This is a genomic window from Nocardioides ferulae (genome assembly GCF_003660455.1).
Taxonomy (GTDB): domain Bacteria; phylum Actinomycetota; class Actinomycetes; order Propionibacteriales; family Nocardioidaceae; genus Nocardioides; species Nocardioides ferulae.
Map to the genome: position 1 here is coordinate 394,417 of NZ_QZVR01000004.1, position 24,290 is coordinate 418,706.

General features: G+C 74.1%; 18 protein-coding genes and 1 pseudogene. 15 read left to right on the forward strand and 4 right to left on the reverse strand.

Translation table 11 applies throughout. The features are described 5' to 3' along the window. The first annotated feature begins 316 nt into the window (after nt 1-316). Genes D6B71_RS08150 through D6B71_RS08175 form a run of 6 tightly spaced genes read left to right on the forward strand, consistent with a single transcriptional unit; the run spans nt 317 to nt 9,330 of the window. A complete protein-coding gene (locus D6B71_RS08150) occupies nt 317-1,165 on the forward strand; it encodes a glycosyltransferase (RefSeq protein ID WP_121253804.1) in 849 nt (282 codons plus the stop codon). Continuing rightward, complete coding sequence (locus D6B71_RS08155; protein WP_121253806.1) at nt 1,155-2,426, forward strand: glycosyltransferase; 1,272 nt, start codon at nt 1,155-1,157, stop codon at nt 2,424-2,426. Before D6B71_RS08150 ends, D6B71_RS08155 begins: the two co-directional genes overlap by 11 nt. Next, complete coding sequence (locus D6B71_RS08160) at nt 2,386-3,558, forward strand: hypothetical protein (protein ID WP_121253808.1); 1,173 nt, start codon at nt 2,386-2,388, stop codon at nt 3,556-3,558. Before D6B71_RS08155 ends, D6B71_RS08160 begins: the two co-directional genes overlap by 41 nt. Beyond that, nucleotides 3,555-6,449 (forward strand): glycosyltransferase family 39 protein, encoded by a 2,895-nt coding sequence (locus D6B71_RS08165; RefSeq protein ID WP_121253810.1) that lies wholly within the window; start codon nt 3,555-3,557, stop codon nt 6,447-6,449. The genes D6B71_RS08160 and D6B71_RS08165 overlap by 4 nt, the downstream gene beginning before the upstream one ends. Then, nucleotides 6,446-8,044: a glycosyltransferase family 2 protein gene (locus D6B71_RS08170; protein ID WP_121253812.1), complete on the forward strand. Its 1,599-nt coding sequence runs from the start codon at nt 6,446-6,448 to the stop codon at nt 8,042-8,044. Before D6B71_RS08165 ends, D6B71_RS08170 begins: the two co-directional genes overlap by 4 nt. A 5-nt stretch (nt 8,045-8,049) precedes the next feature. After that, on the forward strand, nt 8,050-9,330 hold the full coding sequence (locus tag D6B71_RS08175) for a hypothetical protein (RefSeq protein ID WP_126688208.1): 1,281 nt from the start codon (nt 8,050-8,052) through the stop codon (nt 9,328-9,330). On the opposite strand, the gene D6B71_RS08180 is transcribed toward D6B71_RS08175, so the two are convergent. Beyond that, nucleotides 9,261-9,569, reverse strand: coding sequence for a transcriptional regulator (locus tag D6B71_RS08180; protein WP_206051609.1), 309 nt, complete (start codon nt 9,567-9,569; stop codon nt 9,261-9,263). The two genes, D6B71_RS08175 and D6B71_RS08180, sit on opposite strands and share 70 nt — an antisense overlap. After that, nucleotides 9,566-10,021: a hypothetical protein gene (locus D6B71_RS08185; protein ID WP_121253815.1), complete on the reverse strand. Its 456-nt coding sequence runs from the start codon at nt 10,019-10,021 to the stop codon at nt 9,566-9,568. The genes D6B71_RS08180 and D6B71_RS08185 overlap by 4 nt, the downstream gene beginning before the upstream one ends. A gap of 133 nt (nt 10,022-10,154) precedes the next feature. Between D6B71_RS08185 and D6B71_RS23990 the strand changes: the two genes are divergently transcribed. The 7 genes and pseudogenes from D6B71_RS23990 (at nt 10,155) to katG (ending at nt 19,606) form a co-directional block, all read left to right on the forward strand. Then, entirely contained in the window at nt 10,155-10,718 is a 564-nt protein-coding gene (locus D6B71_RS23990; RefSeq protein ID WP_121253817.1) for a molybdopterin-binding domain-containing protein, read from the forward strand. Between the two features lie 12 nt (nt 10,719-10,730). Next, nucleotides 10,731-13,415, forward strand: a pseudogene (gene fdh, locus D6B71_RS08195) (formate dehydrogenase); the annotation flags it as partial. Continuing rightward, nucleotides 13,412-14,389 (forward strand): 4Fe-4S dicluster domain-containing protein, encoded by a 978-nt coding sequence (locus tag D6B71_RS08200; RefSeq protein WP_121253821.1) that lies wholly within the window; start codon nt 13,412-13,414, stop codon nt 14,387-14,389. The pseudogene fdh and the gene D6B71_RS08200, both read left to right, overlap by 4 nt. After that, on the forward strand, nt 14,386-15,429 hold the full coding sequence (nrfD, locus tag D6B71_RS08205; protein ID WP_206051610.1) for an NrfD/PsrC family molybdoenzyme membrane anchor subunit: 1,044 nt from the start codon (nt 14,386-14,388) through the stop codon (nt 15,427-15,429). Before D6B71_RS08200 ends, nrfD begins: the two co-directional genes overlap by 4 nt. A gap of 116 nt (nt 15,430-15,545) precedes the next feature. Then, entirely contained in the window at nt 15,546-16,772 is a 1,227-nt protein-coding gene (locus D6B71_RS08210; RefSeq protein WP_206051611.1) for an L-lactate MFS transporter, read from the forward strand. 97 nt (nt 16,773-16,869) lie between these two features. Next, entirely contained in the window at nt 16,870-17,301 is a 432-nt protein-coding gene (locus tag D6B71_RS08215; protein ID WP_121253951.1) for a Fur family transcriptional regulator, read from the forward strand. Nucleotides 17,302-17,323: 22 nt separating this feature from the next. After that, the gene (gene katG, locus D6B71_RS08220; RefSeq protein WP_121253825.1) at nt 17,324-19,606 is read left to right on the forward strand and encodes a catalase/peroxidase HPI; all 2,283 of its coding nucleotides are present in this window, start codon (nt 17,324-17,326) and stop codon (nt 19,604-19,606) included. Between the two features lie 91 nt (nt 19,607-19,697). Here katG and D6B71_RS08225 read toward each other — a convergent pair whose 3' ends face one another. Further along, nucleotides 19,698-21,038, reverse strand: a complete 1,341-nt coding sequence (locus tag D6B71_RS08225) for a polysaccharide pyruvyl transferase family protein (protein WP_164519579.1) — start codon at nt 21,036-21,038, stop codon at nt 19,698-19,700. Nucleotides 21,039-21,197: 159 nt separating this feature from the next. Between D6B71_RS08225 and D6B71_RS08230 the strand changes: the two genes are divergently transcribed. Together D6B71_RS08230 and D6B71_RS08235 are read left to right on the forward strand one after the other, a co-directional pair. Further along, nucleotides 21,198-22,478, forward strand: coding sequence for a hypothetical protein (locus D6B71_RS08230; RefSeq protein WP_126688209.1), 1,281 nt, complete (start codon nt 21,198-21,200; stop codon nt 22,476-22,478). After that, complete coding sequence (locus D6B71_RS08235; RefSeq protein ID WP_121253830.1) at nt 22,465-22,830, forward strand: TraR/DksA family transcriptional regulator; 366 nt, start codon at nt 22,465-22,467, stop codon at nt 22,828-22,830. Before D6B71_RS08230 ends, D6B71_RS08235 begins: the two co-directional genes overlap by 14 nt. On the opposite strand, the gene D6B71_RS08240 is transcribed toward D6B71_RS08235, so the two are convergent. Then, on the reverse strand, nt 22,753-24,219 hold the full coding sequence (locus tag D6B71_RS08240; protein WP_164519580.1) for an alpha-amylase family glycosyl hydrolase: 1,467 nt from the start codon (nt 24,217-24,219) through the stop codon (nt 22,753-22,755). The two genes, D6B71_RS08235 and D6B71_RS08240, sit on opposite strands and share 78 nt — an antisense overlap. Between the last annotated feature and the right edge of the window lie 71 nt (nt 24,220-24,290).

The following is a 24,290-nucleotide window of genomic DNA, read 5'->3' on the forward strand; positions in this document are numbered from 1 at the left end:
GCGGCAGGGGAAACCACCCGCGCACGATGTCGTCACGACCCCTCCGCGTTACCTCCATCGCCGCTGGTAAAGCCTCTGTGAACGATCCAATCACGGCCTTGAAACGGCCTCGGTGATCGGTCACGGTGGAGGCCGAAAGCCCGCCGCCGGAGCCCTCGCGCGAACCCCTCGACCAGGTCGGTCGAACGCTCCGACCGCGACCGGCGCAACGTGGCGCCGCGTCCGGCGGGGCCGTGGCACGAGCACGCCCGGCCCTCGCCTGTCCTGAGGAATCCGCACCGGTCCACCGATCGAAGCCCGACAGTCAGGAAGCACCATGTCGCTCGAGCCACCCCAGCCTGCGCCGCCGGAGGCGCCGCCGGCCGCCCTGGAGATCGTGATCCCGGCCCACAACGAAGAGCACCGGATCGGTCGCACCCTGGCTGCCTACAGTGCCGAGCTGGTCGCCCCCGACCTGGTCCTGACCGTCGCCCTCGACGACTGCACCGATCGCACGGCGGCCGTGGTCGCCGAGCACGCCCGCCAGGACCCGCGCATCCGCATCGTCGAATACCCCCGGCTCGGCAAGGGCGGGGTGCTGGCCGAGGCGTTCCGGGCCAGCACCGCCGACGTGATCGCGTTCGTCGACGCGGACTGCGCCACTCCTCCCAGCGAGATCCAGCTCCTCACCGAGACGCTGACGACCACCGGTGCCGACATCGCGATCGCCTCCCGGTGGCACCCCTCCTCGGTGCTGCCCAAGCCCCGCTCGCTGAGCCGGCGGCTGGCGAGCGCCGGGTTCTCCCGGGCCGTGAAGACCGTCTTCGCGCTGCCCTTCCACGACACCCAGTGCGGGGCCAAGGTGATCACCCGCGAGGCGGCGTCCCGGGTGATCCCGCTGCTGTCCTCCCGCGACTTCCTCTTCGACGTGGACCTGCTGGTGACCGCGCGGGCGCTGGACCTGCGGGTCGCCGAGATGCCCACCGTGTGGATCGACCGCGACGGCTCCCGCGTGGAGGCCACCCGCGACTCCCTGCGGATGGCCGCGTCGCTGGCGCGGCTGTGGCTGCACCACCGCGTGGTGCCGGTGCGGATGCCGGCGCGCGCCCTGCCCGCCACCGGCCGGGTGGCGGCTCCGGCGCGCGACCGCGTGCACGCCCGGGAGGGGAGTGCCCATGCCCACTGACTCCGTCTCCCGGCCCGACGTGGCCCTGATCAGTCCCTACCCGCGGCTCGGCGCGCGGCACGACGGCGACAGCGGCGTCGCGTCGTACGCCGCCAACCTGGCCCACGCGCTCACCGACGCGGGGGCGCGGGTCACCGTCGTCGCGCCCGAGCACGACGGAGAGCCCGCCCTCGGCCGCGACGGCGCGGTCGAGGTGCGCCGAGCCTTCCGGGCCGGCGTGCCGAACGCGGTGCCGGCCGCGCTCGCGGCGGCCCGGGCCACCGGTGCCGCGCAGGTGCACCTGCAGCACGAGCTGTTCCTCTACTCCGGGGCGTCCGGGCTGCCGGCCACGGTGGCCGGGCTCGCCGCCCACCGACGGGTCGGGCCGCCGACGGCGATCACCATGCACCAGGTCGTCGACCCGGCCGCGGTCACCCATGACTACACCGCCATGCACCGGGTGCGGGTGCCGCCGTTCGCGGCCCGCCGCGCGATCGGAGGCGTGCAGCGGCTGCTGCCGGCCCTGGCCGACACCGTGCTCGTGCACGAGCCGTCCTTCCAGCGGGTGATCCCGCGCGCCACCGTCGTGCCGCACGGCATCGAGGTGCCGGCGCCGAGCGCCGAGCCGCGTGCGGCGGTACGCCGGCGGCTCGGCGTGCGCGAGCACGGCCTGGTCGCGCTCTGCTTCGGCTTCGTCGCGCCCTACAAGGGTCTGGAGGTCTCGTTGGCCGCGGCGCAGATCGCCGGCGCCGGCCCCGGTGGCCCGTTGCAGGTGGTCGTCGCGGGCGGCGAGCACCCCCGCCTGGCCGCGCAGGGCGACGACTACCAGGATCGGCTGGCGCGCCGCTTCGGCGAGTCGGCCACGTTCACCGGCTACGTCCCCGACGAGCTGGTCGGCGACTGGTTCCGCGCCGCCGACGTGCTGCTGCTCGCCTATCCGGAGCCGCACGCCTCGAGCGGTCCGTTGGCGCTGGCGCTGGCGCACCGCACGCCCGTGCTGCTCTCCGAGCGGCTCGCCGACGTCGTCGGCGCTCACCGCGACCTCGCGGTGCCCACCGCGCCCGAGGCGTGGGCGGCGCGGCTGCGCGAGCTGGCCCACGACCCGGCCGGGCCCGCCGTCCAGCGGCTGCGTGGCCATGTGGAGGCGATGGCCGCGGACCGCTCCTGGCCGGCGGTGGCCCGACGGCACCTCGAGCTCTATCCCGGGCTCGGGCCGCGCACCCCCGAGCAGGAGGTGACCCGTGACGACCGTGCTGCTGCTGCAGACCACGCGCACGCGTGACGTCGCCGACGACGCCGTCCTCGAGGTGCTGGCTCGCGAGCTGGCCCCCGCGTCGGTGCTCGCGGCGACCACCGACCCCGAGCGCACGTCCCGGATGACCGATCTGCCCGCGGTGCCGGCCAACCGGGCCGCGCTGCTGCGCACGCTGACCACCGTCGACGCGCTGCTGCTGGTCGGCGGCCGTCCCCTGCACGCGGGCGCCGGCGCGGCCGCCGCCGCCGAGGCGTTCACGCTGCCGGTCCTCTACGCGCTGACCGCGGCGTTCCGAGTCGCCGGCAAGCGGGTCGCGCTGCTCGGCGTCGGCGCCGACGAGCTGACCGGCCGCGATGCGCTGCTGGCCCGCCACGTGGTCTCCGGCAGCGCGCTCACGGTGCTCGACTCGCCGGCCTCCGCCGGCCACCTCACGGCCGCCGGCCTGCCCGCACCGCTGCGGGTCGGGGCCGACCTGGCCTGGCTGGCCCTCCAGGCGCCGCCGCGCGACAGGCAGCCCGCGGAGGCCGGCGGCGACGTGTGGACCAGCGTCGACGCCTCCGCGGTCGCCGCGATGGGCGGTCTCGATGCCGCGGCCCGGACCCTGGCCGAAGTCGTCGCCGCGGTCTCCGCCCGGGCCGCCGGCAGCGGACGTCTCGCCGTGCAGGCGTGGCACCCCGGCCCCTCCGCCGGTGCCGACCTCGACGCAGCGAGCGCTCTGGTCTCGCTGCTCACCGACAGCTACGGCCTGCCGGCCGCCGTCACCCCGCCGGCAGCCTCGCTCGCGGAGCAGCACGACCTGCTCGGCCGCGCCGGGTTCGCCGTGGCCTCCCAGCCGCACGCCGTCATGACCGCCGCGGCGGCGGGGGTGCCGCTGCTGGCCTGCCCCGCCGACGCCATCGCCGCCGGCGGCGCGGCGCGGCTCGACGTCCCGGTGCTGCCCGCTGGGCCCGCGATCGCCCGCGGCCAGCTGCCGCGCCTGGTCGACGAGGCGGTCGCCGGGACGGGCGCGGTGCTGGCGGCCGTGCGGCAGCACGTCGCCGGCGCCGGCGAGGCCCTCGACCTGCTGCGCCTGCTGCTCTCGGAGGGCGAGGGCCCGATCGGCTCCCCCTCCGGCACCGACCCGACCCTGGCCCCGCGGCCCACGGGGGTGATGCGGTGAACGCCCTCGACCTCGCCGCACCACCCAGCGGCACCATCGCGGCGCCGCTCCCCGAGCCGCCGCACTCCGCCGGCCGGCGCCAGCTCGTGGCTCTGGCCGGTCAGCTGGTCGCCGGCGTCGGCAACCTGCTGGTCTCGGTCGCCCTCGCCCGGCTGCTGCTGCCGGGGGAGTACGCCGCGTTCACCGCGTTCCTCGGCGCCTACGTGTTGCTGCACACGGTCGCCTCGAGCGTCACCGCGGCGACGGCGCTCGACCCCACGCTGGGCCGCCGCCTGCTCGGCGCCGGAGCGGGCGCCGGGGTCGCCGTCGGTGCCGCGCTCGTGCTGGCCGCGCCCTGGCTGGCGCCGGTGGCCGGCGTCTCCGCCGACACCGTCCGACTGCTCGGCGCCGCCGCCCCGTCGGCACCGCTGCTGGCGCTGGCCCGCGGCCGGCTCTACGGCCTGCACCGCGTCGGTGGGACCGCCGCGACCCTGGTCGCCGAGCCGTTGGTCCGGGCCGGGCTCGGGCTCGGGCTGCTGCCGATCCTCGGACCTGTCGGGGCGGCGGCCGGAGTCGTCGCCGCAGGCTACGCCGCACTCCTGGTCGCCGTCGTCTCCGGGCGCGGCGCCCCAACCGGGCTGGCGCCGACACTCGGCGCCCGGCGGTCCGCGGCGGTGGCCGGTGCCTTCCTGCTGGTCGCGGTGATCGCGGCGCAGGACGTCATCATCGCCAACTCGGTGCTCGGCGACCACGACGCCGGCATCGTCGCCGCGGTCGCGACCGTCGGCGGCGCCGCCTACTTCGCGACCGCCACGGTGCCGATGGTGCTGATGCCCAGCACCGACACCGGCCCCGCTGCCCGCGGCTCGCTGCGCGCAGCGCTGCTGGCGGCCGCGGGCGTCTCGCTGGCCGTGCTGGCCGCGGTGGCGCTGCTGCCGGCCGAGGGCTACGCGCTCGCGCTCGGCGACGACTACGCCGAGGTGGCCGACTACGCCCCGGCGTACGTCGCCGCGATGGCCGCGCTGGGCGTCGGCAAGGTCTTCCTGGCCCGCCTGTGCATGCTCGGCCGCAGCGCGCTCGCCACCGTCGTGGTGGCGGTGGCGGTCGCCGACCAGCTGGTCCTGTTGCTGCGCGCGGAGACCGTGCGCGACATCGTGCTCGCCACCGCCGCCGGCTGCGCGGTGCTGCTCGTCGGGTCCGCGCTGGCCGTGGCCTGGGCGACCCGCGCCGACCACCGCCGGCTGGCCGAGGAGACCGACCGGGCGCTGACGACGGCCCCGGCGGCCGAGCCCACCTCCACCGAGCCCACCTCCACCGAGCCCACCTCCACCGAGCCCACCTCCACCGGGCCGGACGCCACGCACCGGGCGCGCCGTTCGCGCCTGGTCACCCTGCTGCCGCTCTGGATCGCGCTGGCCGTCGGCGTCGTGCTGCGGATGGTCGTGACCCGCAGCATCTGGCTCGACGAGGCGATCAGCATCCGCCAGGCCCAGCTGCCGCTCGGCGAGATGCTCACCGACCTTCAGGAGAACGACGTCCACCCGCCCGGCTTCGACCTGGTGCTCTGGGCGGTCGTGCACGGCACCGGCAGCACCGCCGAGTGGGTCGTGCGGCTGCCGAGCCTGGTCGCGGGCGCGCTCCTGGTGCCGGTGTTCTACGCGATGGCGGCCGACCTGTGGGACCGCCGCACCGCCCGGGTCGCGGCGTTCGTCGCCGCGATCGCCCCGGTGGCCGTCTGGTACGGCCAGGAGGCGCGGATGTACGCGCTGTGGATGCTCTTCGCCACCCTCGCGGTCTGGATGCAGCTGCGTGTCCTGCGCTCCGCGGAGGCGGGCGGCCGGGGTGGGCTGCTGAGCTGGGCCGGGTTCGTGGTGGCCGCCGCGGCCACCATGTACCTGCAGTGGTTCGCGGCGCTGCCGCTGGTCGTGCAGCACCTGGTGTTCCTCGCGACCGCGCTGCGCCGGCGGACCCGGCGCACCTGGTGGCCGTGGCTGCTCTCGGTGGCGGCCACGCTGGCCCTGCTGGCCCCGATGGCGCGGTTCCTGGTCAACCAGGGGCGCAGCGTGATCGAGGCCGGCGCCGGCACCACCCCGGGCCAGACCGGCGCCGAGGCCTCGGCCGTCGGTGGTGCCAACCCCGATGTCTACGCCGTGCTCGCGAACCTGGTGTGGACGGTCTGGGGCTACCACGCCGACGAGGTGATGATCCAGGTCAGCGCGCTGTGGCCGGTGCTGCTGCTGGTGACGCTCGCGGCGCTCGGCCGAGGCCGCTCCCGGGCGGTCACCGTGATGCTCCTGGTGGCCGTGGTGCCCGCCGCGGTCCTGTTCGCGATCGGCTTCGAGCGCCGCCAGCTGTTCGAGCTGCGCTACTTCACCGCGACGGTCCCGTTGCTCCTGCTGCTGGTCTCGCGGGCCGTGGCGACCTGGGCCCGTGGTCCGGTCACCCGGGTCGTGCTGCCCGGGGCGCTGATGGCCTCGCTGGCGGTCGGGCTGGTCGACGAGCAGGTGAACCAGTCGAACCCGCGGACCTACGACTTCCGTGCCGGGGTGGAGTGGATCGCCGATCGCGGCGAGGACGGCGACGTCGTCGTCTACGCGCCCGAGTTCCTCGACGACGAGCTGACCTACTACTCACCCGGCCTGCCCACGATGCCCACCGGGCGGCTCGACGTCGAGCAGACAGACCTGGGCCTGGAGCAGGGGACCGACCCGGCGCAGCGGCCCGGATCGGTGTTCGTGTTCGGCAGCTTCCTCGAGGAGGAGGCGACCGCCGGGCAGCTCGGCGAGGCACTGGCCCGCCTCGAGGAGGCCGGCTGGGTCGAGGTCGAGGAGCACCACGTCGCGAACGTGACCGTGTGGGAGTTCCAGCAGCCCGACGAGCAGCCCGACGAGCAGAGGGAGACGACCCGATGAGCCCCGGCAGCACCACCCGCGAGCACGAGATCCTGGGGCGTCCGAGCACCCGGCGTACCCGGCTGGTCGTGGCGTGCGCGCTGACCGCGGCCGTCTGGTACTTCGGGTGGCTGCTGATGCCCGGCCGGGTCGGCAACCCGTGGCTCTACGGGACGCTCGTGGCCGCCGAGCTGTTCAACCTCACCCAGGCGATCGGCTTCTGGTGGACGCTGCTGCACGACCGCCCCGCCGGACGCACCGCGCCGCCGCTCGAGGGCGCGCGCGTGGACGTGCTGGTGCCGCGCTACGACGAGGGCGTCGAGGTGGTCGAGCCGGTGATCCTCGCCGCGTCCCGACTGCGTGGCGCCGAGGTCACCGTGCACCTGCTCGACGACGGCGACGACCCGGCGATGGCGGCGCTCGCCGCCCGCCACGGGGCCCGCTACGTCACCCGGGAGCAGCACGACGGCGCCAAGGCCGGCAACATCAACCACGCGCTGCGCCGGCTCGAGGGGGAGGCCGGCGGCGACTACGTGCTGGTGCTGGACTGCGACCACGTGCCGCACCCCGACCTGCTGGTGCGCACGCTGGGCCACTTCGCCCAGCCCGACGTGGCGTTCGTGCAGACCCCGCAGTACTACGCCAACGCCGACCAGAGCCCGGTGGCGGCCGCCGCGTGGGCGCAGCAGGCGCTGTTCTTCGGCTGCATCGCCCGTGGCAAGGACGACCTCGGGGCGATGTTCTGCTGCGGCACCAACGTGGTGTTCCGGCGCGCCGCCCTCGACGGCGTCGGCGGCTTCCCACAGCACTCGGTCACCGAGGACTTCGAGCTCTCGCTGGTGCTGCACCAGCGCGGCTGGCGCTCGGCGTACGTGCCCGAGGTGCTGGTGCAGGGCCTCGGCCCCGCCGACATGGCCTCCTACGTCAGCCAGCAGCTGCGCTGGGCGCGGGGCTGCCTGTCGGCCGTGGGCCGGGCGGCGCGGGCTCGGCTGCACTGGCGGGTGAAGGCGCAGTACCTGCTGTCGAGCATGTACTTCCTCTCCGGGTGGACGCTGCTGGTCTACGTGTCGCTGCCGATCGTGCGGGTGCTCACCGGCGAGCAGGCGGTCGCCGCGGCCACCGCCGACTCGTTCCTGCTGCACTTCGCGCCCTACTTCCTGCTGGCGATCACGACGGTGGCGATGGGCGGCGCCGGTTCCTACACGTTCGCGGCGTTCGCGCTGGCGGCGGCGTCGTTCTGGATCCACGTGCTGGCCACGCTGCAGACGCTCACGCGGCGGCGCGGCCGGTTCGTGGTGACCCCCAAGGACGGGGCGGAGCTGTGGCAGCCGCGCGCGGTGCTGCCGGGACTGGCGATCTGCGCCGGGCTGCTCGGCCCCGCCGTGTGGGGGCTGACCCGCAGCACCGACGCGGCCATGCTGAACAACGTCGCGTTCTGCCTGCTCCACCTGGTCGTCATCGGCACCGGTGTCTCGTGGGCGCTGCGCCCGGACCGCCTCGCTCGCCGGGCCGCGGCGGGGCTCCCGTCGGGCGACTCCCGCTGGCGGGCGGCCGGAGGCCTCGATGCCCTCGACGGCGCGGCCTCCGCCGAGCGCCGGCTGGTGAGCGCACCGTGAGCCGGGTGCCCGTCCGTGACCGGACCTGGGCGCGGTTCGCGACCGTCCGCGCCGCCGGCCCGGTCGCGCCTCCCGACGCGGAGACGCTGCGGGCCCAGCTCCGAGAGCTGGCACGACTCGACCCCGGCCACCCGTGGCTGTGCCGGGTCGACCTGACACGTGGCCGGCTGCGCCCGGTGACCGGCTCCGCGCTGGACGCCTTCGTCGACGCGGTGGTGCGCGAGATCGACGGCGACCCCGGCCCGGAGCGGCTGGCGCGCGAGCAGCTCGCGGAGCCGCTGGGCGAGCTGCCGTTCCGGCTGGTGCTCGGCCGCTCGTCCGTGGCTCTGCGGTCGGCACATCTGCTGGGCGACGGTGCCGTGGTCGACCGCTGGTTCCCGGCGCTGCTCGCCGGTGGGGGTGCCTCGGCGTTGCGGCGGCGCGACACCTCCCGGTCGCCGCTGCTGCGCGCGGGGCTGCGCCGCTTCGGGCGCCACCCCCTCGATGCCGTCCGGGCGGTGCGCGGCGCGTTCCCCCTGGCTCCGCCCGCCCCGCCGAGAACGCGGGAGGTTCCGGAGCTCGGCGTGCCCGAGGTGGTCACGGCGACGGTCCCGGCGGCGGAGGTGGCCCGGCTGCGAGCCGCTCGTGACGAGGGGCGCACCCGGGCCTCGGTGGCCGCCCAGCTCATGTCGCGCACGGCAGCCGCTCTGGCCCGCCACGGCGTGGTCGCCGAGGGGGCGTTGGTGATGATGGACTGCCGTCGCTACCTCGGACCCGGCGCCGCCGTGACCGGCAACTTCGCCGCGGGGCCCTACCTCGACGTCGACGCGACCAATGCCGAGGCGATGGCCGCGGCGCTCGCCCGGGCGACCGACGACGCGGTCCCGCTGGTGCTGCTGGCCGCCGCCACGGCGCGCACGGGAGCTCTGGGCCTGAGGCGCCGGCTGGGCGGGAGCCCGGGCGTGGTCTCGCCCTCCCGGGTGGGGGTGCCGGTGCAGCCCCGGCTCACGCTCAGCTATCAGGGGCGGCTCGCCCTCGATGACCTGCCCTGGCTCGACCGGAAGGCTGCCCGCTACCTGCAGGCGGCGCAGCCGGCCGGCCCGGAGGGCATCACGGTGGCGTTCGCACCGACTTCCGCCGGCACCCAGCTCACCGCGACCGCGCACCCGGACGTCTTCGACCCGGCGTTGCTGCGGGCCGCGCTCGCGGAGGTCGCGGGGGAGGCAGTGGCAGGGGCTCAGCCGGTGGGCTCGGTCGAGGGCGGTGACTCGAGGATGGCGGTGAGCGCGCGCCGGTGCCCCTCGTAGGCGCGTCGCCCGGCGCGGGTCAGCCGGTAGGAGGTGACCGAGCCGCGGCCCCGCCCCGAGCGCGAGCTGGAGACATAGCCGGCCTTCTCCAGCGTCGCCATCTGCTTGGAGAGGTCGGAGTCGCTGATCTCGAGGTGGTCGCGCAGGAACCCGAAGGTGACCGCGCTCGACGTCGACAGGACCGCCATCGCGGCGAGCCGCTTCGGTGCGTGGATGACGGGGTCGAGGTCGCCGATCACGAGAGCCTCGAGCGGACCCTGGCCGCGGCCGCCTCGTAGTTGCGCTCGTGCAGCCACAGCCCGGTCGTCGCGAGCACGAACATCAGCGCCGACGCGGGTGCCCAGCCGACCTCGGCCAGGGTCCACCACACCGAGCCGAGCACGGCGGCGACGCCGGCGAAGTAGACCAGGAAGGTGGCCCGCATCTCGCGCGGGGTGCGTGCGAAGAAGCGCGGCATCGCGCCCCGGTAGCGGGAGTACCAGCCCATGAAGACGCCGAACGCCACGAGCAGCAGCACGAGCAGCACCATCGAGATCGCCAGGTGGTCGTCGGTGAGCCCCTGCGTGGCGGTGATGCCGGCGAACCAGGCACCGGCGGCGGGGTAGTACCACCGCGGGGTCGGCGGGTAGTCGACGAAGGGCGCGGCCTCGGCGCGCTCGATGGAGCGCAGCTCGTCCGGAGTGTTTTCCATGTTGGCAACCTTAATCATCGGTTGCACTTTCCGCAAGTGAAACCTTTATGCCCTAGTCTTCGGCCCTCCCCCGGCCGGGGGGTGTGACCTGGGTCGCCTCTGGGTACGGTGGGCGGCGACGGAGGAGGTGCGGATGCCGAAGGCGTTCCTCGGCTGGCCGGTGCTGCGGCAGCTCACCGGGCGCGACACGCTCGGACGCGGCGCCGCCGTGCGCTCGCCCCGCACCGACGCGACCGTCGCCCGCACCGAGACCGCCGACAGCGTGGCCCGCAGCGTGTGCCCCTACTGTGCCGTCGGCTGCGGCCAGCTGGTCTACGTCAAGGACGACGAGGTCGTCCAGATCGAGGGCGACCCCGACAGCCCGGTGAACCGCGGGCGGCTGTGCCCCAAGGGCTCGGCCAGCAAGAATCTCGTCACCAGCCCACTGCGCCAGACCACCGTGAAGTACCGCGCGCCGTACGCCACCGACTGGGTCGACCTCGACCTCGAGATCGCGATGGAGATGATCGCCGACCGCGTGGTCAAGGCCCGCAACGACACCTGGCAGGAGCTCGACGAGAAGCAGCGCCGGGTGCGCCGCACCCTCGGCATCGCCAGCCTCGGTGGGGCGACCCTCGACAACGAGGAGAACTACCTCATCAAGAAGCTCTTCACGGCGATGGGCGCGATCCAGATCGAGAACCAGGCCCGCATTTGACACTCCGCCACGGTCCCCGGTCTGGGGACCTCGTTCGGGCGCGGCGGCGCGACCGGGTTCCTCCAGGACCTGGCCGAGGCTGACTGCATCGTCATCCAGGGCTCCAACATGGCCGAGGCGCACCCGGTGGGCTTCCAGTGGGTGATGGAGGCCAAGGCACGCGGTGCGAAGGTGATCCACGTCGACCCGCGGTTCACTCGCACCAGCGCGCTCGCGGACACCTACGTCCCGATCCGCGCCGGCAGCGACATCGCGTTCCTGGGCGGCATCGTCAACCACGTGCTCAGCAACGAGCTCGACTTCCGCGACTACGTCGTGGCCTACACCAACGCGGCCACGATCGTCAGTGGCGACTTCCGCGACACCGACGACCTCGACGGGCTTTTCTCCGGGTTCGACCCCGAGACCCGCACCTACGACCCCTCGTCGTGGCAGTACGCCGAGGAGCAGGAGGAGCGCTCCGCCGCACAGGCCGACGACTCCGGCGACACCGAGACCCAGCGCGAGACCGCGGCGGGCCTCCAGAGTGAGTCGCACGGCATGCAGGTGCAGGGCAACCCGCCGCGCGACCCGTCGCTCCAGCACCCCAACTGCGTCTACCAGATCCTCAAACGCCACTACGCCCGCTACACCCCGGAGATGGTGGCCCGCACCTGCGGCGTCAGCGAGGAGCAGTTCCTCGAGGTGGCGCAGGCCTGGGCCGAGAACTCCAGGCGCGATCGCACCACGGCGCTGGTCTACAGCGTCGGCTGGACCCAGCACTCGGTCGGCGTCCAGTACATCCGCACCGGCGCGATCCTGCAGCTGCTGCTCGGCAACATGGGCCGGCCCGGCGGCGGCATCATGGCGCTGCGGGGGCACGCCAGCATCCAGGGCTCGACCGACATCCCGACGCTGTTCAACCTGCTGCCCGGCTACCTGCCGATGCCCAACGCCGAGGAGCACCAGAGCCTCGAGCAGTGGATCGACGCGGTCCGCAAGCCCGGCTCGAAGGGGTTCTGGAGCAACGCGGGCGCCTACGGCGTCAACCTGCTCAAGGCCTACTGGGGCGAGGCCGCCACGCCCGAGAACGACTTCTGCTTCGACTACCTGCCCAAGATCACCGGCGACCACGGCACCTACCGCACCGTGATGGACATGATCGACGGGCAGGTGAAGGGCTACTTCCTGCTCGGCCAGAACCCGGCCGTCGGCTCGGCCCACGGCAGGGCCCAGCGGCTCGGCATGGCCAACCTCGACTGGGTCGTGGTGCGCGACCTGTTCGAGATCGAGAGCGCCACCTTCTGGAAGACCTCGCCCGAGGTCGCCACCGGCGAGATCGTGCCCGAGCAGTGCCGCACCGAGGTGTTCCTGATGCCGGCCGCCTCCCACACCGAGAAGGAGGGCACCTTCACCCAGACCCAGCGGATGCTCCAGTGGCGCGAGAAGGCGCTCGACCCCAAGGGCGACTGCCGCTCCGAGCTGTGGTTCTTCTACCACCTGGGCCGGATGGTCCGGGAGCGGTACGCCGGGTCGACCGACGAGCGCGACCGGCCGCTGCTCGACCTGGCCTGGGACTACCCCACCCACGGTGGGCCGGGCGACGGCGAGTGGGGCGAGCCGGACGCCGAGGCGGTGCTGAAGGAGATCAACGGCTACGAGGTCGCCACCGGTCGGCCGCTGTCGTCGTTCACCGAGATGCGCGACGACGGCTCCACGCTCGGCGGCTGCTGGATCTACACCGGCGTGTTCGCCGACGGTGTCAACCAGGCCGCGCGCCGCAAGCCCGGCGCCGAGCAGGGCTACGTCGCCCCCGAGTGGGGCTGGGCCTGGCCGGCGAACCGCCGGATGCTCTACAACCGTGCCTCCGCCGACCCCGAGGGCCGGCCGTGGAGCGAGCGGAAGGCCTACGTGTGGTGGGACGAGGCGGCCCAGGAGTGGACCGGGCACGACGTGCCGGACTTCGAGAAGACGAAGCCGCCGACCTACCTGCCCGCCGAGGACGCCGAGGGCGTCGCCGCGATCGCCGGCGCCGACCCGTTCATCATGCAGGGCGACGGGAAGGGCGCACTGTTCGTGCCGCAGGGCCTGATCGACGGACCGATGCCGACCCACTACGAGCCGGTCGAGTCGCCGTTCCGCAACCCCTTCTACGCCCAGCAGGCCAACCCCACCCGCAAGGACTACGTCCGCGAGGACAACCCGATGAATCCCTCGCCGCCGGAGGAGCACTCCGAGGTCTTCCCCTACGTCTTCACCACCAGCCGGCTCACCGAGCACCACACCGCCGGCGGCATGAGCCGCTACGTCGCCCGGCTGGCCGAGCTGCAGCCGGAGATGTTCGTGGAGGTCTCGCCCGAGCTCGCCGCCGAGCGGGGCCTCGAGAACGGCGGGTTCGCCACGATCGTGACGCTGCGCTCGGCGATCGAGGCGCGGGTGCTGGTCACCGAGCGACTCAGCCCACTGCGGGTCGACGGGCGGGTCATCCACCAGGTCTGGCTGCCCTACCACTGGGGCGAGGGCGGTCTGGTCACCGGCGACTCGGCCAACGACCTGATCGGGGTCTCGCTCGACCCGAACGTGTTGATCCAGGAGTCGAAGGTCGGCACCTGCGACGTGCAGCCCGGACGGCGGCCGACCGGCCCGGCGCTGCGCGAGCTGGTGGCCGACTACCTGCGGCGATCTCAGGGCACGACCGGGGAGGGGGAGCGGCCATGACCAGCCTGTTCAACGACAACGATCTCTGGGGGCCGCTGGACCCCTCTGCCGACGCGGGCTACGGCGAGGACCGGCCCGCCCGCAAGGGGTTCTTCACCGACACCAGCATCTGCATCGGCTGCAAGGCCTGCGAGGTGGCCTGCAAGGAGTGGAACGACGTCCCCGCCGACCACTTCGACATGACCGCGACCTCCTACGACAACAGCCACTCGCTCAACGCCAACCAGTGGCGGCACGTCGCGTTCGTCGAGCGGCCCGCCGGCCCCGCGCCGGTCGACCTCGGCATGCCGGGGGTCGCGCCGACCGACGCGGTCTCGGCAGGCTCGACCGCCGGAGGGGCAGGCTCGACCGCCGGAGGCCTGCTCGACAACGGGGCCGACGCAGCGCCCGACTTCCGGTGGCTGATGTCGTCGGACGTCTGCAAGCACTGCACCCACGCGGCCTGCCTCGACGTGTGCCCGACCGGCTCGCTGTTCCGCTCCGAGTTCGGCACCGTCGTGGTGCAGGACGACATCTGCAACGGCTGCGGCTACTGCGTGCCGGCCTGCCCGTACGGCGTGATCTCGCGGCGCGAGGGCCCCGACGGCAGCAGGAACGTCGGCATCGCGCAGAAGTGCACGCTGTGCTACGACCGGCTCGACGCCGGCAAGACCCCGGCGTGCGCGCAGGCCTGCCCCACCCAGTCGATCCAGTTCGGCGACGTCGAGGAGCTGCGCGAGCGCGCCGACGCGCGGGTGGCGCAGCTGCACGAGGCCGGGGTGATGGACGCCCGCCTCTATGGCAACGACCCCGACGACGGGGTCGGCGGAGCGGGCGCGTTCTTCCTGCTGCTCGACGAGCCGGAGGTCTACGGTATGCCGCCCGACCCGGTGGTCACCACCAAGGACCTCCCGCAGATGTTCCGCCGCGCCACCACCGCGGCGGTCGTGATGTTCGCCGGCGCGGCTCTCTCGTTCCTCGGGAGGCGCCCGTGAGCCCCGCCGAGCCACACCTGGAGCAGCGCGACACCGAGGCCGTGCCCGGTCGGCCCGGCCGGCGCAAGGGCGGCCGCGGCGGCGAGCGCAGCATGGTGCCGGAGGCGGAGTTCACCTCCTACTACGGCCGCCCGATCGTCAAGCCCGCCCCCTGGGAGGCCGACATCCCGGCCTACCTGTTCGCCGGCGGGCTGGCTGCGGGCTCCTCGCTGATCGCCGCCGGCGCCGACCTCACCGGTCGGCCGGCGCTGCGACGGACCGGCCGGCTCGGCGCCCTCGGCGCGCTCGGGGTCTCGATGTTCGCGCTGGTCCACGACCTCGGCAAGCCGTCGCGGTTCTACAACATGCTGCGCACCGCCAAGCTCACCTCGCCGATGTCGGTCGGCACCTGGATCCTGTCGCTCTACGGCCCCTGGGCGGGGCTCGCGGCCGCCGCCGAGGGCACCCGGCTGCTGCCCGAGAGCGCCCGGCGGCGAGCCCCGGTGGCGCTGCTCGGCCGGCTCGACCGGCCCACCGGGGTGCTGGCGGCCGTGTTCGCGCCGCCGGTCGCGGCGTACACCGCCGTGCTGCTCTCCGACACCGCCACCCCGTCGTGGCACGAGGCGTTCCGGGAGCTGCCGTTCGTGTTCGTCGGCTCCGGTGCCGCGGCCGCGGCCGGCCTCGGGCTGCTGGCGGCACCCGTCCACGAGACCGGCCCGGTGCGGCGCCTGGCCGCCGGCGCGGCCGCGCTCGAGCTGGTCATGGAGCATCGCATGGAGCAGTCGATGGGCCTCACTGCCGAGCCGCTGCACCACGGCAAGGTGGGTCGGCTGATGCGGGCCGCAAAGGGTCTCACCGCGGCCGGGGCGGTCGGCGCCGCGCTCGGTGGCCGCCACCGCGGGCTCGCGGCGGCGTCCGGGCTCGCCCTGCTCGCCGGCTCCGCCTGCACCCGGTTCGGCATCTTCGAGGCCGGACAGGCCTCGGCGCGCGACCCGAAGTACACCGTCGTGCCGCAGCGCGAGCGGCTCGAGCGCGAAGGCCCGGTCCGCTACCGCGAGTAGCAGCGGCGCGTGCGACGGCACGGTTCGTGGTACCGGCCGGCACAACGTCGGCCACCCGACCTCGGGAGACGGGGAGGCACACCATGGCGGAGACCGGACGATCCCGCGACACCGCTGTGAACCGATGGCTCCTGGTGGGGGCCGGGCTGTTGCTGCAGTTCTCGATCGGCGCGGTCTACGCCTGGTCGGTCTTCGGCAAGGCGCTGCAGGAGGCCGGACCATGGGAGCTGTCGAAGGTGCAGGCCACGCTGCCGTTCGAGACCACGATCGCGATGATCTTCGTCGGCACGTTCGTCGGCGGCCGGCTCCAGGACCGCCGCGGCCCGCGCGTGGTGGCGCTGGCCGGGGGGCTGATCTACGCCGTCGGGATCGTGCTCGCCTCGCTGACCCGCGGCTCCGAGGACCTGTGGCTGCTGATCGCGACCTACGGGGTGGTCAGCGGCTTCGGGCTCGGCGTCGCCTACATCGTGCCGATCGCGATGCTGCAGAAGTGGTTCCCGGACAAGACCGGGTTGATCACCGGCCTCGCGGTCGGCGGCTTCGGCTTCGGTGCGGTGCTCACCTCGCCGGTCGCCTCGTGGCTGATCGACGCCGACCCCGACCAGCCGACGAAGGCGTTCCTCTGGCTGGGGCTGGCCTACCTCGCCATGTCACTGGCCGGAGCCGCGCTGTTCCGCAACCCTCCCGAGGGGTACGTCGTGCCCGGCCACGAGCCGGCCGGGTCCGAGGAGGGCGGGTCGACGGCGAAGGAGTACACCGCCGGGGAGGCGCTGCGCACCCCGCAGTGGTACCTCCTCACCGCGATCCTCACCCTCAACGTCGCCACCGGCATCGCGCTGATCTCGCAGGCCGCCGGCAGCGCCGAGGGCATCGCCGGCTACAGCACGGGCGCGGCGGCGACGATCGTCGGCGTGCTGGCGATCTTCAACGGTGCCGGCCGGATCGTGTGGGCGGCGGCCTCGGACCGGGTGGGCCGGATGCCGTCGTTCGCGACGATGCTGACCCTCCAGGGCGTCTGCCTGCTGCTGCTGCCGCACACCGGCAACGCGGCCCTGTTCTTCGTCCTCGCGGCCGTCGTCTACCTCTGCTACGGCGGCGCGTTCGGCACCATGCCGGCCACCGCGGGCGACTTCTTCGGCGTGAAGAACGCCGGGGCGATCTACGGGCTGATGCTGATCGGCTGGAGCCTGGGCGGGGTGCTCGGGCCCGTGGTGATCTCGGCGCTGCTCGGCGACGGCGAGCCCGACTACACGCTCGGCTACACCACGGTCGGGGTGATCGCGCTGGCATCCGTGGCGCTGACGCTGGTGACCAAGGTGCCCCGCGCCCGCCGCGCCGGCTGACCCGGGCCGAGAGCCGGTGGTCGAGCCGCGAGCCGGTGGTCGAGCCTGCCGAGACCATATCTTGACTAGTTCCAGAAAGCGCGCCATGCTGTCGGCCATGACGACGACCGCCGACGCCTCCGCGCTGCGCGAGGCGTCGCTGCGGGTGACCCGGCCACGGTTGGCCGTGCTCGCCGCCGTCCGCGAGCACCCGCACGCCGACACCGACCAGGTGATCGGCCTGGTGCGCGCCGAGCTCGGCACCGTCTCCCACCAGGCGGTCTACGACGTGCTCCGCGCGCTCAGCGACGCCGGGCTGGTGCGCCGCATCCAGCCGGCCGGTGCGACCGCCCGCTACGAGGTCCGCGTCGGCGACAACCACCACCACGTGGTCTGCCGGTCGTGCGGGGCGATCGCCGACGTCGACTGCGCGGTCGGCCACGCCCCCTGTCTCACCGCCTCCGACAGCCACGGCTTCGTGGTCGACGAGGCGGAGGTCGTCTACTGGGGCACCTGCCCCACCTGCACGACCCCCCACCCCCCTCAGTGATCGCACGTTCGGAAGGAACCAGATGAGCGACAGCCAGGACAACAGCACCCCGGAGAGCCCCCAGGGGGTGGACCGCAAGGCCGAGGCCGGCTGCCCGGTGATGCACGACTCCGCCGCCGCCCACGGCAGCGAGAGCGAGAACCCGGGCATCGACTCGCCGACGCCCGAGAGCGCCGGCCGGCCGCGCACCAACAAGGACTGGTGGCCCAACCAGCTCGACCTGTCGGTGCTGCACACCAACTCGAAGAACATCAGCCCGCTGGGCGAGGGCTTCGACTACAAGGCCGAGTTCGCGAAGCTCGACCTCGAGGCGCTCAAGGCCGACATCGTCGAGGTGATGCACGACTCGCAGGACTGGTGGCCCGCCGACTTCGGCCACTACGGCGGCCTGTTCATCCGGATGAGCTGGCACTCGGCCGGCACCTACCGCGTGCACGACGGCCGCGGCGGCGGCGGTGACGGCGGTCAGCGGTTCGCCCCGCTCAACAGCTGGCCCGACAACGTGCAGCTCGACAAGGCCCGCCGGCTGCTGTGGCCGGTGAAGAAGAAGTACGGCAACAAGATCTCTTGGGCCGACCTGATCGTGCTGGCCGGCAACGTCGCGCTGGAGGACATGGGCCTGCCGACCTTCGGGTTCGGCTTCGGTCGCGAGGACATCTGGGAGCCCGAGGAGATCTTCTGGGGCCCGGAGGACACCTGGCTCGGCGACGAGCGCTACGCCGGCGATCGGGAGCTCGACGACGCGCTCGCCGCGGTGCAGATGGGTCTGATCTACGTCAACCCCGAGGGCCCCAACGGCAACCCCGACCCGGTGGCCTCGGCGAAGGACATCCGGGTCACGTTCGCCCGGATGGGCATGAACGACGAGGAGACCGTGGCCCTGATCGCGGGTGGCCACACCTTCGGCAAGACCCACGGCGCCGGCGATGCCGCCCTGGTGGGCCCCGAGCCCGAGGCGGCCCCGCTCGAGGAGCAGGGCCTGGGATGGCGGAGCTCCCACGGCTCCGGCAAGGGTGACGACACCATCACCTCCGGCCTCGAGGTCACCTGGACCTACCACCCCACCCGCTGGGACAACGAGTTCTTCCACATCCTGTTCGCCTACGACTGGGAGGTCTTCAAGTCCCCGGCCGGCGCGTGGCAGTGGCGGCCGAAGAACGGCGCCGGCGCCGACATGGTGCCGATGGCCCACGACGCCTCGCAGCGCCGTGAGCCGCGGATGCTCACCTCCGACCTGGCGCTGCGCTTCGACCCGGCTTACGAGAAGATCTCGCGTCGCTTCCACGAGGACCCGCAGTACTTCGCCGAGATGTTCGCCAAGGCCTGGTACAAGCTGCTCCACCGCGACATGGGCCCGGTCTCGCGCTACCTCGGTCCCTGGGTGCCCGAGCCGCAGATCTGGCAGGACCCGGTCCCGCCGGTCGAGGGCGAGCTGGTCGGCGACGCCGACGTCGCCGCGCTCAAGGCGAAGGTGCTCGAGTCCGGCCTCACCGTGAGCGAGCTGGTCTCCACGGCGTGGGCGTCGGCGTCGACCTACCGCCGCACCGACCACCGCGGTGGTGCGAACGGTGCCCGGATCCGCCTCGAGCCGCAGCGCAGCTGGGCGGTCAACCGGCCGGAGCTGCTGGGCCCGGTGCTCGAGAAGCTCGAGGCCATCCAGGGTGAGTTCAACGCCGCCGGCGGCGCGCAGGTCTCCCTCGCCGACCTGATCGTGATCGCCGGCAACGCGGCGGTCGAGAAGGCCGCCAAGGACGCCGGCGTCGAGGTCACGGTGCCCTTCCGGGCCGGCCGCACCGACGCCACCCAGGAGCAGACCGACGTCGACTCCTTCCAGTGGCTCGAGCCGCGCGCCGACGGGTTCCGCAACTACGTGCGCCCCGGCACCAAGCTGCAGCCGGAGACGCTGTTGGTCGACAAGGCCTACAACCTGCGGTTGTCCGCACCCGAGATGACGGTGCTGGTCGGCGGGCTGCGGGCGCTCGGCAACAACTACGACGGCAGCGCGCACGGTGTGCTCACCGACCGTCCGGGAGTGCTCTCCAACGACTTCTTCGCCAACCTGCTCGCCCCGGGCAAGGTCTGGAAGGCGTCGGAGTCGGCCGAGGGCGTCTTCGAGATCCGCGACGGCGCGACCGGCGAGGTCGAGTGGACCGCCACCGCGGTCGACCTGATCTTCGGTTCGAACTCGCAGCTGCGGGCCCAGGCCGAGGTCTACGGCGCCGACGACGCGCAGGAGAAGTTCGTGGCCGACTTCGTGGCCGCCTGGACCAAGGTCATGGAGCTCGACCGGTTCGAGCTCTCCTGACCCGGACCTGACAGACACGACGCCGAGGGCGTCGGGACGGCGTTTGCACGCCGGCCCGGCGCCCTCCGGCGTCTTCCGGCTGGGGTGGGGCTCAGTCCTGGACGGGGCCGGCGCCGCGCGACTGCCGCACCTTCTCGCGCAGGGCGCGGTTGCGCTGGCGCAGCCGATCGACCTGGGCCGCCAGTCGGTCCTGCTGGCGTTCGAGCCGCTGCAGCTCGGCCGCCTGGTGGGCGGCGAGCCACGCGACCCGCAGGTGGGGCTGCTGCAGCTCACCGCGCCGCACCTCGATCATCGGCACGCCCGGGCTGCGGTGCTCGTCGAAGCGGGAGGTCGCGCCCGGGCCGAAGGCATGCGGCAGCCCGTGCTCGTCGAGGAACGCGATGTAGCCGGCCAGCCGCTGGGGGTGCAGCCGCGCCGGCGCCGCGAAGTCGGAGGACTCCATCAGCGCCTCGAGATCGGGCTCGGCGGGCAGCCGGTCGGCCCGCGACCACGGGATGCCGAAGTGCTCGGCCAGCTCGCGGGTGCGTGAGTCGTGGGCGACCAGGTGGGACGGCACCCCCGCCAGCACGCCGGCGATGGTTCCGTGGATGCGGGTGCCCAGGCAGAGCGCGGCCCCGGCCAGATCGTCGATCCAGACCTCCGGCTCGAAGTAGGCCCGCACCGTGCGCTCGGCGTAGAGGGGATGGTCGAGGGAGTGCGGGAACTCGGGGTCATCTGAGTCGGCCGGCTCCTCACCCCACAACAGCACCCGCAGCTCGGCCAGCCCCTGCGCGACGTAGCGCAGCCGCGGGTGCTCGGCGGCCAGCCGGGTCACCCAGCCCGCCGGCAACGGCGAGCCGGGCGTCAGCGTGAGCGCCACCAGATCGTCGGCGGACGGTGGCGGGGCCGCCGCGGGAGCCGTCACGGTGCGGTTCGGCCGGAACATCGACGGACAACCGATCACCCGGGTCTCGTCGATGCCCAGCGAGGCGAGGTAGGCGGCCGTGAACTCCCCGCGCACCCCGATCGACGGCGAGCGCTCGAGCACCGCGACCGCGAAGGCGCGCGCGGCCTCGGCCACCGCCGGGTCGCCCTCGAGGGTGAAGTCGAGGTCGGACTGGGCGCCGACGCCGAGCACGGTCACCGGCACCTCCAGGGCGCCGATCAGCTCGGTGAGCGCGACCAGCCGGTCGACGAATCCGGGCCGGAAGGCGTTGGCCAGCGGCAACACGACGTGGTCGAAGCGCTCGTTGATCTCGCCCGCCCGGCGCTGCAGCTGCCTGTCGGTCCAGCAGGTCAGCTCGACGGCGTCGGTGTCGAGCACCCGCGCCGCGGCGTGGCCGAAGAGCAGGTTGCCGGTGTTGCCGACGACGGTGTTGCCGAGCACGGTCGCGACCGGGTTGGTCGGGTGGAACGGGTCACCGTAGGAGCGCAGCAGCACGCGGGTGGTCACAGGGGGCCCTTCGCTGGTGGACAGGTGGGGTCAGCCTAGGTGGCTCCTCGGAGGCTCGGAGCGGGGTACGGGTTTCGGCGCCGGGAGACCTCATCCGAAAAGGCGACCCCGCGCGACCGGACCGCGCCTACAGTGGGGAGCGAGTCTTGAGGAGGCGACGTGCGTCGGGCATGGGCGGTGTTCGGGCGGGCGGCGGTCGCGGCTGCGGTTGCTGCCGTGCTGGGTGCTGCCCCCGCGCTGGCCGACGGCACGGTGGTGGTCCGCGGCACCGACTTCCCCGAGGGGCGCGACGCACAGCTCTCGTTCGTCGGCTGCGCCGCCCCCGGCCAGCGCTCGGTCGAGCCGCTCCGCCCCTACATCGGCCGTGGCCCCGCCACCCCGCCGGCGGGTGAGCGGAGCCTCCACTACGACCTGGCCGGCGGCAACGCGCTCGGCTCCCTGCACTACGTCGACTCGATGCTCGCCACCTCGGTCGCGGGCCTGTCGGTCTACGCGCCGCGTGGTGCGTCCGGTGTCGCCTACGCCGGATTCCAGGAGCGCAAGGACGCAGGCTCGTCCCGGGTGTGGTTCGGCCGCGCGGTCCTCACCGCGCCCGCCGGCCGCTGGCACGCCGTCGACGTCGCCACGCTGTCCTACACCTGGACCCAGTACGACATCGGCAACTGGAAGGTCCTCGATGTGGCCCCCGCAGCCACCGTGCGGGTCTTCGCCGCCACCCACGGCGGCGACGGTGCCGGGCTCTACACGATCGGCTTCGGCTGCGACGGGCGCGCATTCCACCTCGACGCACTCCGCATCGGCCGGCCCGGCGACGTCACCACCTACGACCTCGAGGGCCTGGCGACCAGCGCCACCATGACCGCCTCCGCCGCACAGGTGGTCGCCGGTGAGGGGGTCACCCTCGCCGGGGCGCTCCGCGACTCGGCCGGCGCCCGGCTCTCCCGGGCCACGATGATCCTGGAGGCGAAGCCGTACGCCGCCGACGAGTTCCAGACCGTCCAGGTGATGCCCGCCGACGCGGTCGACCCGCGGGTGACCGTCGAGCCGACGGCGCGCACGGTCTACCGCTGGCGGTTCGTCGACCGGCCGCTGGCCGCGGGCAGCGTCTCCGGCGAGGTGGTCGTCGAGGTGCTGCCGGTGCTGACCATGGAGCAGGCGCTCGACGAGGCCGCAGGGGTGCTGCGCATCACCGGCAGCCTCCGCCCGGCGCGCGAGGGGGCGACCGTGACGCTGTGGCGCGGTGGCACCAAGGACCGCACCCGCGTCGCGACCCAGCAGGTCGGCCCCGAGGGCGGCTACCTGTTCGAGATCCCGCTCGCCGAGGCCCAGGACGCGGACTACTTCGTGACCGTCCCGGCCGGCGACGGCACCCTCGCCGGCAGCTCGCCACGGCTCGCGGTCCGGTTGCCGGCCCGGGTGGCCGACGATGACCGCCGCTGACCCGAGTGTCGTGGCGAGACTCGAGCGGGAGCGCGAGCGCACCGTGCACCGCCTGGCCACCCTGCGCGGCGACTTCGACGCGATCGTGGCCGCCTCCGACGGCTCCAACGCCGACGACGAGCACGACCCCGAGGGCCACACGATCGCCTACGAACGCTCCCAGGTCGACGCGCTGATCCGGCTGGCCGAGCGCCACCTCGAGGAGATCGACGAGGGCCTGCGGCGGGTGGGCGAGGGCTCCTTCGGTGTCTGTGAGCGGTGCGGCGAGGCGATCTCACCCGAGCGGCTGGCGGTCCGCCCGACGGCACGGCACTGCGTGGGCTGCGCCTCGGCGCGGCGGCGCCAGGGCTGAGCGGTCCCCGGCGGCCCCGGCGGCCCGGGCGGCCAGCACGGCGTACCCGCGCGGGCCGACCCGGACCGAGTCGCCCGCGATGCCGGCCCGTCCGGCGAGGACCCGCGGATCCGCGCCCAGCAGCCGACGCGCGCCGGCGGGCAGCCGGAGCGGTCGGGCCCCGCCGAAGTGGACCACCACCACGACCGGTCGGTCGCCGGGGCGCAGGTAGGCCAGCTGCCCGCCGCGGGCCCGCAGCACCCGGAGGTCGGGGCCCTGCAGGGCCGGGAGCCGGCCGCGCAGCCGGACCAGTCGCCGGTACAGCCCGAGCAGGCCGCGGTCGGTGAACGCCGGCGGGTCCTCGCCGGCGCCGTACGGCTCGTAGGCGATGCCCAGCTCCTGACCGGCGAAGATCGTGGGAACGCCGGGCACGGTCAGCTCGACGACCGCGGCCCGCCTCGCCTGGGCGAGGCCGTGCCGGTCGGCGAACCGGCGGCCGGTGTCGTTGTTGTCGACGAAGCGGAACAGGGGTGCGGGCGTCCGCTCGCGGAGCAGGGACCCGAGCCGGGCGCCGGTGCGCCCGCCCCAGATCCCGCGCCACGCCCAGCGGCCCAGGCCGCCGCGCCAGTCGTAGCCGGCGTCGAAGCCGTCGCGCGGCACCCAGCGGGCGCGACCGGTGGCCTCGGCGAGCAGGAAGAGATCCGGCTCGAGCGCGCGCAGTGACGCGACGACCTCGGGCCAGAACGTCGGTGAGCGCCGGTGCGGCCCCCACGCCACGTCGAAGCGGAAGCCGTCGACGTCGTAGGCGGTGACCCAGTGCCGCAGCGCGCCGACGATGCGGGCGCGCACGTCGGGGTGGTCCAGGTCGAGGTTGGGCAGGTGTCGCCAGTCGAAGTAGTGGTCGGGGCGGCCGGCGGCATCGCGCTCGTAGTAGTCCCAGGTCGGGTCCCGGGGAGAGTCGGCCCGCCGGAACCACGGATGCCGGCGCGAGGTGTGGTTCACGACGACGTCGACGATCACCCGCATCCCGCGGGCGTGCGCGGCGTCGACCAACCGGCGCAGGTCGCCGGGGGAGCCCCACGACTCGTCGAGCGCGGTGAACGAGGTGACGGCGTACTCCTCCCCGGCCTGGCGGCGCTGCGGGGGTGGCCAGAGCCAGAGGACGTCGACGCCGAGCCGCTCCAGGTAGGGCAGTCGCCGCCGCACCGCCTCCGCAGACCCCAGCCGTCTGCCGGCCCACAGGTCGGGGACCACGCCGTAGACCACGTCGTCGCCGCCGACAGCGCGGGGAGCGCTGGCGGAGCGGCCGTCGCCCGCGCTCGGTCCGGCCGAGTGCGTCGGGGTCCCGAGGCCGCACCCCGCGAGCAGGGCCACGACGAGGACCACGACCCACTGGCGCACGGACTGCATGGCTCTATGGGAACACCGCCGTCGCCGTCGCGCAGCCAGGCGGCTGCGTGAGCGAGCCCGGGCGGGGTACC

Bases quoted from the DNA above. Each gene is read 5' to 3' on its own strand.
- D6B71_RS08185 (WP_121253815.1), bottom strand. From the start codon at position 10,021: ATGGAAAACACTCCGGACGAGCTGCGCTCCATCGAGCGCGCCGAGGCC.
- D6B71_RS23990 (WP_121253817.1), top strand. From the start codon at position 10,155: ATGCCGAAGGCGTTCCTCGGCTGGCCGGTGCTGCGGCAGCTCACCGGG.
- D6B71_RS08215 (WP_121253951.1), top strand. From the start codon at position 16,870: ATGACGACGACCGCCGACGCCTCCGCGCTGCGCGAGGCGTCGCTGCGG.
- D6B71_RS08200 (WP_121253821.1), top strand. From the start codon at position 13,412: ATGACCAGCCTGTTCAACGACAACGATCTCTGGGGGCCGCTGGACCCC.
- D6B71_RS08240 (WP_164519580.1), bottom strand. From the start codon at position 24,219: ATGCAGTCCGTGCGCCAGTGGGTCGTGGTCCTCGTCGTGGCCCTGCTC.
- D6B71_RS08155 (WP_121253806.1), top strand. From the start codon at position 1,155: ATGCCCACTGACTCCGTCTCCCGGCCCGACGTGGCCCTGATCAGTCCC.
- D6B71_RS08235 (WP_121253830.1), top strand. From the start codon at position 22,465: ATGACCGCCGCTGACCCGAGTGTCGTGGCGAGACTCGAGCGGGAGCGC.
- katG (WP_121253825.1), top strand. From the start codon at position 17,324: ATGAGCGACAGCCAGGACAACAGCACCCCGGAGAGCCCCCAGGGGGTG.
- D6B71_RS08170 (WP_121253812.1), top strand. From the start codon at position 6,446: ATGAGCCCCGGCAGCACCACCCGCGAGCACGAGATCCTGGGGCGTCCG.
- D6B71_RS08150 (WP_121253804.1), top strand. From the start codon at position 317: ATGTCGCTCGAGCCACCCCAGCCTGCGCCGCCGGAGGCGCCGCCGGCC.